The 10514-nt window shown below is 64.4% G+C and carries 11 protein-coding genes; all 11 read right to left on the reverse strand.

Features of this window, described 5'->3' with window-relative positions:
- Nucleotides 1-27: 27 nt before the first annotated feature.
- On the reverse strand, nucleotides 28-1425 hold the full coding sequence (locus ACFVSI_RS12830; protein WP_387823991.1) for a S8 family serine peptidase: 1398 nt from the start codon (nucleotides 1423-1425) through the stop codon (nucleotides 28-30).
- Entirely contained in the window at nucleotides 1422-2378 is a 957-nt protein-coding gene (locus ACFVSI_RS12835) for an exopolyphosphatase (protein WP_387823994.1), read from the reverse strand. The genes ACFVSI_RS12830 and ACFVSI_RS12835 overlap by 4 nt, the downstream gene beginning before the upstream one ends.
- On the reverse strand, nucleotides 2375-3049 hold the full coding sequence (locus ACFVSI_RS12840; RefSeq protein WP_387823997.1) for a DUF501 domain-containing protein: 675 nt from the start codon (nucleotides 3047-3049) through the stop codon (nucleotides 2375-2377). The genes ACFVSI_RS12835 and ACFVSI_RS12840 overlap by 4 nt, the downstream gene beginning before the upstream one ends.
- 68 nt (nucleotides 3050-3117) lie before the next feature.
- A complete protein-coding gene (locus ACFVSI_RS12845) occupies nucleotides 3118-3834 on the reverse strand; it encodes a septum formation initiator family protein (RefSeq protein ID WP_387824000.1) in 717 nt (238 codons plus the stop codon).
- 131 nt (nucleotides 3835-3965) lie between these two features.
- Nucleotides 3966-5246 (reverse strand): phosphopyruvate hydratase, encoded by a 1281-nt coding sequence (eno, locus tag ACFVSI_RS12850; RefSeq protein WP_142939905.1) that lies wholly within the window; start codon nucleotides 5244-5246, stop codon nucleotides 3966-3968.
- 116 nt (nucleotides 5247-5362) lie between these two features.
- Nucleotides 5363-6040, reverse strand: a complete 678-nt coding sequence (locus ACFVSI_RS12855) for a MazG nucleotide pyrophosphohydrolase domain-containing protein (RefSeq protein ID WP_387824003.1) — start codon at nucleotides 6038-6040, stop codon at nucleotides 5363-5365.
- The gene (locus tag ACFVSI_RS12860) at nucleotides 6018-7160 is read right to left on the reverse strand and encodes an adenosine deaminase (RefSeq protein ID WP_387824006.1); all 1143 of its coding nucleotides are present in this window, start codon (nucleotides 7158-7160) and stop codon (nucleotides 6018-6020) included. The genes ACFVSI_RS12855 and ACFVSI_RS12860 overlap by 23 nt, the downstream gene beginning before the upstream one ends.
- A gap of 28 nt (nucleotides 7161-7188) precedes the next feature.
- Nucleotides 7189-7872, reverse strand: a complete 684-nt coding sequence (locus tag ACFVSI_RS12865) for a DedA family protein (protein ID WP_387824056.1) — start codon at nucleotides 7870-7872, stop codon at nucleotides 7189-7191.
- A gap of 192 nt (nucleotides 7873-8064) precedes the next feature.
- Nucleotides 8065-8715 carry a DedA family protein gene (locus tag ACFVSI_RS12870; RefSeq protein WP_387824009.1) on the reverse strand — a complete coding sequence of 217 codons (651 nt, stop codon included), beginning with the start codon at nucleotides 8713-8715 and terminating at the stop codon, nucleotides 8065-8067.
- 87 nt (nucleotides 8716-8802) lie between these two features.
- Nucleotides 8803-10113 (reverse strand): thymidine phosphorylase, encoded by a 1311-nt coding sequence (locus ACFVSI_RS12875; protein WP_387824012.1) that lies wholly within the window; start codon nucleotides 10111-10113, stop codon nucleotides 8803-8805.
- Nucleotides 10100-10513, reverse strand: coding sequence for a cytidine deaminase (locus ACFVSI_RS12880; RefSeq protein WP_387824015.1), 414 nt, complete (start codon nucleotides 10511-10513; stop codon nucleotides 10100-10102). The genes ACFVSI_RS12875 and ACFVSI_RS12880 overlap by 14 nt, the downstream gene beginning before the upstream one ends.
- Nucleotide 10514 lies beyond the last annotated feature (1 nt).

Here is a 10514-nt window from a genome sequence, read left to right on the forward strand (position 1 = left end):
ACAGTACTTTGTGAAAATCTTCACTAGCTACGTTTTAGAGGGCGGATCCACCACTTCCAGGGTTCCCGTCTCTGCTTCTTCGGGCACGGCTGGAGGGTTCCTGGAAACGCGCCTCAGCTGGATGGCGGCCCCGGTCACCAAGGCAATGAAAAGGGCGCCGAATCCAAGCACGACGGCGGCGGGCAAGGCTTCGTCGACTGTCGCCGGGGTCTTCGCTACCGGAACCGTGGGATCGGCCAACGTGGGCGCGGCGCTGGTCGGACTCGCCACCGGCGCCTGTGACGGTTCGCTGAGGACACCACGGCGGTGCACGCGGATCCAGTCCGCGATGGAGCCCAGAGGGTTGCTGCTGGTGGCAGGAACATCGCCCTTGAGCGCAGCCTCGGCATCGAGAATCCCGTAGCCGTAGATCGGATCCTTGCCGGGCGCTCCCGCATCCTTGGCGGTACTGACAATTCTGTTGATGACCTGGCTGGCACTCATCTCCGGCCATTTGGAGCGGATGAGGGCCGCCACGCCGGACACGATCGGCGCGGCGCCGGACGTTCCCGCCCACTCAGCGTAGCCACCTCCCGGAAGACCGCCAACGAGGTTTTCGGCAGGGGCCGCCACTCCGATGCTGATGCCCTGGGAGGAAGAGTCGACGCTGGCGCGGCCTTCGCCGTCGAGACCGGCCACGGTGAGGACGCCCGGGATGGTGGCAGGGGCACCAACCTGGATGTTGCCACCCACCCTGTTACCGGCGGCAGCAACAATCACCACGTCCTTCTGCTCGGCATAGAGGAACGCTGCATCCCAGCTCTGCGGCCAGTCCGGAGACGTACTGCCAAGGGAAATGTTGATGACCTTCGCACCGTTGTCCACGGCCCAGCGAACGGCATCGGGAATCTGTTCCTGGTCTGTCTTGCCGCCGGGGTTCGGCGAGCCAAGCCACGTGGACACAGAGAGTATCTCCGCCTCAGGTGCCACGCCGATGGTCCCCTCCGGTCCTCCCGCAGGAGGGGTGGTGGGCGCAGGGGCAGGGGATGCCGAGGCAGATGCGGGCGCTGATGGTGGCGGCGTCGGGGTCGTGTGTCCCCGGCCCGCCAACATGGTGGCCACCAGTGTTCCGTGCTCGGTCTTGGCTCCAATGCTCTTCTGCCCATTGGACGCCCCGGCTCCGGAGACGTCGGTCCCGCCCACGACCACACCTTTGAGATCGGGGTGGTTTCCATCGACGCCACTATCGATGACGGCCACCTTGACCCCTGCACCCTTGGAGACCTGCCAGGCGTTGGTGACACCGGAATCCTTGAGCCAGAACTCTTTGTCCCGCCAGGCATCCGCGGCAGCGGCTGGCGCCGTCGCAAGGGCGCCAAGCAGCGCGCCGCCGGCCATCACGGCGGCAAGCGCGGCGGAGATGGTGCGCCGGTGAGGCACCGTCATACGGCGTCCCGGATGCTGAGCGCGATGCCGTCCAAGATGTCGTGCTCACTGGAAACGGCTGTGCGGATGCTGCCATCGCTGACCTCGGCCAGGCGCGCCAGAATACGACGCCACACCAGCGCACCAGCGCCAATGACGTCAACACGGCCGGGATGCATGTAGGGAAGCGCTGCGCGTTCGGCCCGCGTCATCTCAAGCAAGTTGGTGCAGGCGTCGCTGATGGTGGCAAGGTCCAGGGAGGCACCGTGGATCCGCTCGGGCTGGTACGCGCTCAGGCCCAACGCGTGGGCTGTGATGGTGGTGATGGACCCCGCCACGCCAACCACGGCTGTGGCGCGGTTCAGCGGGACAGTTTCCGCTGCGAGGTCAAGCGCGGCATCGACGTCGGCCTCCGCCGCGGCGATCTGCGCAGCCGTTGGCGGATCATTGCGAAGGTGACGTTCCGTGAGCCGCACGCAGCCAATGTCCACCGAGCGAGCCGCGATGACACCTGCCGAGTCACCCAGGACAAACTCTGTGCTTCCGCCGCCAAGATCCACCACCAGGACAGCATTCTCCCCCATCGCGGGCAATGCGCTGCTGGCCCCGGCGAAGGACAACGCAGCTTCCTCGTCACCGCTGATGACTTCGGGCTCCACCCCCAGAAGGTCCCGGATGCCGTCCACGAAGACGTCGCGGTTGCGGGCATCGCGGGTTGCGGAAGTAGCCGCGAAACGGACCCGCTCCGCGCCATGGTCGTTGATCAGTTCTGCATAGTCACGGGTGGCCGCGAAGGTCCGCTCCAGGGCCTCGGGAGCAAGCTCCCCCGTAGCGTCCACGCCTTGCCCCAGCCGTACCACCCGCATTTCACGCACGACGTCGGCCAGCGGCCCGGGTGCCCCGCCCGCCGACGCGTCGGCGATAAGCAGGCGGATGGAGTTGGTGCCGCAATCGATGGCGGCGACACGGCTCATGCTGTTCCCTCGTCGGCCGAAGACGCTGACTTCCGCACCGGGGCGGGACGGCCCACGATGTCCGGAAGGCCTTGCGGTCCATGGCGGCTCAAGTCCCTTGAGGGTGCCTCACCCGCAGTATCCCAGGCACCGTCGCAATAGCAGCGGTCCTTGGTCCACCACTCGGCAATGGCTTCCAAAGCTTCATCGCCCAGCGGGTTCACGCCGGGACCGGCAGCCAACGAGTGGCCCACCAGGACATGCAGGCACTTCACGCGGGTGGGCATGCCGCCGGCGGAGATCCCATCGATCTCAGGAACGGCGCCGGTGCCCGAGCGGTCAGCAATGTCGTTGCGGGCCTGCAAGTAGGCTTCGTGGGCACCCCTGTAGGCGCCCGCCAGCTCCTGGTCCCCGGCCAGGCGATCGTTCATCTCGTTCATGAGTCCGCCCGCTTCGAGCCGCGACACCGCGGACGTGATCACGGGATGCGTCAGGTAGAAGGTGGTGGGGAACGGAGTTCCGTTGCTGAGCCGTGGAGCAGTTGCCGCTACCAACGGGTTGCCGCAGACACAGCGTGCGGGGATCTCAACGACATCCCGGACCGGCCTGCCGAGCTGGCGGCTGAGGACCTCAAGATCGTGTGCTGATGGCTGGCGGGATTCCTGCGGCACGGCTGCCGTGTTCTCTTCCACTTGCGCTGCCAACCTTCCTGCCCTTTTTGCCGTGTCCCATGCGGACACGACGGCGGTGGGCGCCGCGTCTAGTCAGTTGCCGATCGTCTGATGGACTCCCAGAGAGCATCCACCCAGGGCAGATTCTCCGGGTTTGCAGTTGATCCGGAGCCGGTGCGGCCACCTGGGGTGCCAGCGGCGTCATCCCCGCCAAACACCCAGTAACCTGTTTCACCCGGCATAACCATGTTAATGCGGTCTCGGGCCTGCTGTTTCACATAGTTGGGATCCTGCCACCGGGAGATCTGCTTGTTCAGTTCAGTCTGCTCGGCTTTCCGGCTGGCAATCTCGGCTTCCAGGGCCGAGATTTCGGAGCGCTTCTCGAGGAAAATCTTCACCGTCGGAGCCAAGAGGACAGTGATGGCGATCATCACCACGGCCAAGGCCAGCATCCTGCCGGAAAATGCCTTCGCAGGTACCGGATCAAGCTGTTCTGAGCCTCTGCCCGCCCCATCCTTGGAGTGCCCTTTGTCCGGGCGCTTGTGCGCATCACCGGTGCTGCCGCTCTTTGCCTTTGCACCAGCGGGGGCCGACTTTCCGGCCGCCTTGGTGCCTGTCGCCGTCGACGATTTTGTCTTCGTCGAGGTTTTGTCGGTGGTGCGCGACGCACCCAAGGTAATGACGTCGGCGTCGTCGGTCCCCTGGGAGGCGGGACGGCCGGAAGCGGATGCCCCGGCAGGGCGTGCAGAGCCGGCAGGGCGGCCAAGGGCGTCGGCCCTGGGTACTTTTGGTCGACGGGTGGCCATGACACTCCTGTAATGCCCGGTGCTTGCCTGGCGGGGTTGCAGCGCTTGCTTTCGAACCTGGCCAGCCTTAAACAGAACCGGTGGCCATGGTCTTTCCACCATAGCCACCGGTCAGCTGTTTTCGCTGAAGGCTAGCCCTTGAAACGCGGGAACGCGCTGCGGCCGGCGTAGCGTGCGGCGTCGTCGAGTTCTTCTTCGATGCGCAGCAGCTGGTTGTACTTGGCAACGCGCTCGGAGCGGGCCGGGGCACCGGTCTTGATCTGACCGGCGTTGGTGGCAACGGCGATGTCAGCAATCGTGGTGTCCTCGGTTTCGCCGGAGCGGTGCGAGGTGATGGTGGTGTAGCCCGAACGCTGGGCCAGGGAAACGGCGTCCAGGGTTTCGGTCAGGGAGCCGATCTGGTTGACCTTGACCAGCAGGGAGTTTGCCGTTGCGGCGTCGATGCCCTGCTGCAGGCGGACCGGGTTGGTGACGAAGAGGTCATCGCCCACCAGCTGGACCTTGTCACCGATGGTGTCGGTGAGGGTCTTCCAGCCTTCCCAGTCGTTCTCGTCCAGCGGGTCCTCGATGGACACCAGCGGGTAGTCGGCAACGAGTTCGGCGTAGTAGGCGCTCATCTCGGTGGCCGAAAGTGCCTTGCCTTCGAACTGGTAAGCGCCGTCCTTGTAGAACTCGGAGGAGGCAACGTCCAGTGCCAGGGCGATGTCCGTGCCCGGGGTGTAGCCGGCGTTCTTGATGGCTTCGGTGATCAGGTCCAGTGCTGCACGGTTGGACGGCAGGTTGGGAGCGAAACCACCTTCGTCGCCGAGGCCCGTGGAGAGGCCCTTCTCCTGGAGGACGGCCTTGAGGTTGTGGTAGACCTCGACGCCCCAGCGCAGGCCCTCGGAGAAGGTCTCGGCGCCGATCGGGGCGATCATGAATTCCTGGATGTCAACGTCGGAGTCGGCGTGCGAGCCACCGTTGAGGATGTTCATCAGCGGAACCGGCAGCACGTGGGCGTTCGGGCCGCCCAGGTACTTGTAAAGCGGGAGGTCGGCCGAGGCTGCGGCAGCGTTGGCCACAGCCAGGGAAACACCCAGGATGGCGTTGGCGCCCAGCTTGCCCTTGTTCGGGGTGCCATCGAGGTCGATCATGGCCTGGTCGATGCTGCGCTGGTCAGTGGCGTCGAAGCCAATGAGTGCCGGGGAGATCTCGTCGATGACGGCGTCGACGGCCTTCTGGACACCCTTGCCGAGGTAACGGCCCTTGTCGCCGTCGCGGAGTTCGACAGCTTCGTGCTCGCCGGTGGAAGCACCGGAGGGAACTGCTGCGCGGCCGATCTGGCCGTCGGAGAGCAGAACCTCAACTTCTACGGTCGGGTTTCCGCGGGAATCAAGGATCTCGCGTGCGTGGATGGCATCGATAAGCGCCATGGATGTGCTCCTTATGGGCAAATTACAGGAATGAGGAGGGAAATTCTCAACGTCCTCGTCGCTACTAGCGTAGTCCAGAGTGGCTCAGGTTACGGAACGAATTCCAACCTTTCACGTCATGAAGGCCGGGCCTGGCGGTTCTGAAACGATCGAACAGCGGCACGGAGAGCCCGTTCGGCGTCGAATCCCTGTTCCCGGGCTCCGGCGACGATCCCCAGGAGCAACTCACCGAGGGCCTCTTCAGAGTCCGGAATGACAGGAATTTCGACGGCGGACGCGACGCCTTGGGTGTCGAGCCCTGCGCGCTCCGCCCGGTCAAGGGACTTCTGCGCGGCCGCCAGCGCCGGGAGGTGCGGCGGAATGCCCTCGAAGGGATCCTTGCGTTCGGGCTTCTCGGCACGTTTGGCGGCGTCCCACTTGACGATGATTTCCTCGACGCTCGCCGGGAATGTCTCCTGGAGGGAACCGTCGGCCTTGAAGACGTGCCCGTTGCGCCGGACCATCTTGGCGTTGATGCCCTGGGCCACAGCTGCGAAGTCGAAACTGCCGCGTTCCTCGGCGAGCCGGGCATGAAGCACTACCTGGAGCAGCACATCACCCAGCTCGCCGCGGAGCTCATCATCAACGGCACCGGCTTCGATCGAGTCCACTACTTCATAGGCTTCCTCGATCAGGTACTCAACCAACGACTCGTGCGTGAGCGCCCCCATCCAGGGGCAGTGCTCACGAAGGGCAGCGATTGTCCCAATCAGTGCGTCGAGGCTGGATTCGTTAGCCGAGGTTGGCGTAGGCATCGTTGATGTACTCAACCAAGGCTTCGCGCTCATCCAGCGGCAGGAACGCTGCCTCAGCTGCGTTGAGGGTCAGCTCCAGCAGGTCATCGAGGTCGTAGTCGAAGGTTTCCACCAGGAGCTCGAACTCGTCCGTCAGCGTGACCCCGCTCATCAGGCGGTTATCAGTGTTGATGGTCACGTTGAAGCCCAGTTGGAAGAGCATGTCCACCGGGTGGCTCTCGATGCCCTCGCCGAAACCGGAAATCGCCCCGGTCTGCAGGTTCGAGGACGGGCAAATCTCCAGGGCGATTCCGCGGTCGCGGACCCAACCGGCAATGTTGCCAATGGTCACCATGCCAACCGTGTCCTCGCCGTTGTCGTCCGGGTTGTCCTCGAACTCAACCGAAATATCCTCGGCAATCCGCACGCCGTGGCCCAGACGCAGGGCCCGGCCATCAACGAGCGCTGACTGGATGCTTTCCAGGCCGGCAGCCTCTCCAGCGTGAATGGTAGCGGGGAAGTTGTTTTCCGCCAGGTAAGTGAAGGCGTCCCTGAAGCGTGAGGGCAGGAAGCCGTCCTCAGCACCGGCAATGTCGAAGCCAACGGCTCCGTTGGTCCGGTGACGGACCGCGAGTTCGGCGATCTCCTGGCCACGGTCAGCGTGGCGCATGGCGGTGATCAGCTGGCCTACCTGGATTTGCTGACCGCGCTCTTCGGCAGCGTCCACGCCTGCTTCGAGGCCCGTTTGTACTGCCTCTACGACCTCGTCCAAGGTCAGGCCCTTCTGGAGGTGCTGCTCCGGCGCCCAACGGACTTCGCCGTACACCACGCCGTCTTCAGCCAGGTCCTCGACGAATTCCTTTGCAACCCGGAACAGGCCTTCCTTGGTCTGCATCACGGCGATGGTGTGGTCGAACGTCTCGAGGTACCGGACCAAGGAACCGGAATCGGCGGAGTCGCGGAACCACTGGCCGAGGGCCACGGGGTCGGTGGAGGGCAGCGTGTGGCCCACAGCCCGGGCGAGTTCAATGATGGTGGCGGGGCGGAGGCCCCCATCCAGGTGGTCATGAAGAGAAACCTTGGGCAGGCTCTTCAGATCGAAGTCGAGGGCAGGGGCAGCGTCAAGTATGGGCTCAGTCACGTACTAAGACTAGGGGGACGGCCGGACCTTAGCCAGCGGGCTTCGAACGGTCGACGCCGACTACGGCCTTGTGGGACTCGTCTACCGACGGTGCCTGCGCGGCTGCGGCGGCCTCCTTGGAGTGATCCCTTTTCTCGAGGTATTTGTGCCACCAGCGAAGCGTGTGATCCACGATGATACCCAGCACCACAGCGAAGGCGACGGCGATACCAACACCCAGCAGCGGATTGTGGTGCACCCACTGACCGGCAAGCAGGCCGATGCCGATGGAGTAGGCCACCCACGTGATGCAGGCAAAGGCGTCCAGCCAGAAGAAGGTCCGGTGCCGGAATCCGGTTTGGCCGGCTACATAGTTCACAGCCACCCGTCCCCAGGGAATGTAGCGGGCTGTGAAGATCAGCACTGCGCCGCGCTTGTCGAGCTCGTACTGGGCCCAGGCGAACATTTTTTGGACCTTGGGGCGGCGCATCCACTTCCAGCGGGTCAGGCCGATCTTGCGGCCGAGCATGTACGCCATGTTGTCACCCGCCATGGCTCCCACCAGCGCGGTGGCGCCGAGGATCCAAAGATTGGGTTCTCCGCTGTGAAGGGACAGCGCCGAGAGCCCAACAATGGCCGTTTCGCTGGGAAGGATGGTGGCAAATCCGTCAATGAAGAAGAAGACAAGAAGTACGGGATATATCCAGGGCTGCCCGGCTGCATGCTCGAGCATTTGGTTCAAAAACTCCACGCGGCGGTAGCTCCTAGATGAATATGACTTGACAGTGTGATCGAAGTCGCTCTTAGTGTCCCATGGCCGGGACGTCGTTCGCTACGCCCCAGCCGTGGAATCACACGCTTAACGCTATCGGCCGGGCCTTGCTGAGGCGTCAACCGGCGGACTGATCTTGGGAGGCTGTGGGCGTCATACCGTGGGTGGAGGCGGGGCATCCTGTTCGGGGATGTTCTTTCCGTCCAAGGGGGCCGCACCGCGCACTTTGCTGATGATGCGGTCAATGACAATGCCGAGGATCACGGCCACCACAATGGCGATGACGGCGCCCAGGAGGTGGTTGTGCTCGAACCACACGCCGAAGAAGTACCCCAGGACCACTGAATACGAGGCCCACAGAAGAGCAGAGGCTGCGGTGAGAAGCACAAAGCGGCGATGGTTGAAGTGCGTGGCCCCTGCCGTGAGGTTGACTGCCACCCTGCCGATGGGAATGAACCTGGCCACCATGATGAGCGAGGCCGCTCGGCGTCGGAGTTCCTTGCCCGCCCAGCGGAAGGCACCCTGCATCCGTTGCCTGCGCATCCAGCGCCATCGCTGCGTACCGATGCGGCTGCCGATGATGTAGGCGATGTTGTCCCCGGCGAAGGCTCCAAGGGCCGCCATGAAGCCCAGCATCCAGATGTTCGGCACTCCGCTGCTGCCGGATACAGCGCTGAGGCCCACCACCACGGACTCGCTGGGTATGGGCGGAAAGAAGCCGTCAATCAGGCAGCACGCCAACACCAGGAACAGCACCCACGGCTGTCCCGCCGCGGCCAGGATGAAATCGTTGATGCCCTGCACGGTTTCCTTAAGGTAGGCGGCTCCCCCACAGGCGCCGGATGACAAATGTTCCGGGCCACCCGCTAGGATGACCCGGAACAATTAAGCCTAGGCGATTCGGCTGATAATCAGCTGACTGCCCGGGCGCGAACCCTCGGGGGCTATGACCACCGCGTCGCGGAGAGCTTCCTTGGCCCGATCGAACTTCTCCGGGGTGTCCGTCAGGAGCGTCATCAACGGCTCCCCCGCGCGCACCAAAGCTCCCGGCTTGGCATGCATGCGGACGCCCGCCCCGGCCTGTACCTTGTCCTCCTTGCGGGCCCGGCCCGCTCCGAGGCGCCAAGCGGCGACACCCACGGACAATGCGTCCAGTTCGACCAGGACACCATCCGCCGGGGCGTAAACCACTTCGGACTCCTTGGCCACCGGCAACGCCGCCCGGGGATCGCCGCCCTGGGCCTCGATCATCCGGTTCCAGACGTCCATCGCGCGGCCGTCCTTGAGCGCGGACGCCGGATCAGCATCGTGGATACCGGCACCGGCCAGCATCTCCTCGGCCAAGCGGACGGTGAGTTCGACGACGTCTTCCGGACCGCCGCCCGCGAGGACCTCCACCGACTCTTCCACTTCGATGGCGTTGCCCGCTGTGAGTCCCAACGGCGTCGACATGTCGGTGAGCAAAGCAACGGTGTGTACTCCTGCGTCCTTGCCCAGGGCCACCATCGTCTCGGCAAGCTCCCGGGCCTTTGCTTCGTCCTTCATGAAGGCTCCGGAGCCCACTTTGACATCCAGCACCAACGAGCCCGTGCCTTCGGCGATCTTCTTGCTCATGATCGAGGACGCGATCAGCGGAATGGCCTCCACTGTCCCGGTGACATCCCGCAAGGCGTAGAGCTTCTTGTCCGCGGGAGCCAGCCCCGATCCGGCAGCACAGATCACAGCGCCCACGTCCTGGAGTTGGGCCATGATCTCGTCGTTGCTGAGGTTGGCCCGCCACCCGGGAATCGCTTCGAGCTTGTCCAGGGTTCCGCCTGTGTGGCCAAGGCCCCGGCCGGACAACTGCGGTACAGCGACGCCGAAGACAGCCACCAGCGGTGCCAGCGGCAGGGTGATCTTGTCCCCCACCCCACCGGTGGAGTGCTTGTCGCTGGTAGCCTTCCGGCCGCCGTCGGGCGTTGTCAGCGACGAAAAGTCCATCCGCTCACCCGAGGCGATCATCGCCGAGGTCCAGCGCGAGATCTCCTGGCAGTCCATGCCGTTAAGCAGGATGGCCATATTCAAGGCCGCCATCTGCTCCTCTGCGATGACGCCGCGCGTATAGGCGTCGATGGTCCAGTCGATCTGTTCCGGGGTGAGCGTGCCCTTGTCCCGTTTGATCGTGATGATCTGGACAGCGTCGAAGGCTTCAGTGCTGGTCAAGGGTCTCCTCCAGGTGTTCAGGACCAAAGGCGTCAGGAAGCACCTGGTCCATGGTTTTGATGCCTTGGGTGGTCATGAGCTGCATCCCGGGTGCCCGGAATTCGTAGAGCAGCTGGCGGCAACGTCCGCATGGCATGAGGACGTTGCCTTGGCCGTCCACGCAATAGAATGCGGCGATCCTGCCGCCGCCGCTCATGTGAAGCTGGCCCACCAGGGCGCACTCGGCGCACAGGGTCAGCCCGTAGCTGGCGTTCTCCACGTTGCAGCCGCTGACGATCCTGCCGTCCTCGGTGAGGGCCGCAGCCCCCACCGGGAACTTCGAATAGGGAGCATAGGCATTGGCCATCGCCTGGACCGCGGCAGATTCCAGGGCCTTCCAGTCGACGTCATCCGCTGGCATC

The organism is Paenarthrobacter sp. NPDC057981 (assembly GCF_042886835.1).
GTDB lineage: Bacteria > Actinomycetota > Actinomycetes > Actinomycetales > Micrococcaceae > Arthrobacter.

Excerpts from the sequence above, each read along its gene's own strand:
- ACFVSI_RS12830 (WP_387823991.1), bottom strand. The coding sequence starts at position 1,425 with ATGACGGTGCCTCACCGGCGCACCATCTCCGCCGCGCTTGCCGCCGTG.
- ACFVSI_RS12835 (WP_387823994.1), bottom strand. The coding sequence starts at position 2,378 with ATGAGCCGTGTCGCCGCCATCGATTGCGGCACCAACTCCATCCGCCTG.
- ACFVSI_RS12845 (WP_387824000.1), bottom strand. The coding sequence starts at position 3,834 with ATGGCCACCCGTCGACCAAAAGTACCCAGGGCCGACGCCCTTGGCCGC.
- eno (WP_142939905.1), bottom strand. The coding sequence starts at position 5,246 with ATGGCGCTTATCGATGCCATCCACGCACGCGAGATCCTTGATTCCCGC.
- ACFVSI_RS12855 (WP_387824003.1), bottom strand. The coding sequence starts at position 6,040 with ATGCCTACGCCAACCTCGGCTAACGAATCCAGCCTCGACGCACTGATT.
- ACFVSI_RS12865 (WP_387824056.1), bottom strand. The coding sequence starts at position 7,872 with ATGCTCGAGCATGCAGCCGGGCAGCCCTGGATATATCCCGTACTTCTT.
- ACFVSI_RS12880 (WP_387824015.1), bottom strand. The coding sequence starts at position 10,513 with ATGCCAGCGGATGACGTCGACTGGAAGGCCCTGGAATCTGCCGCGGTC.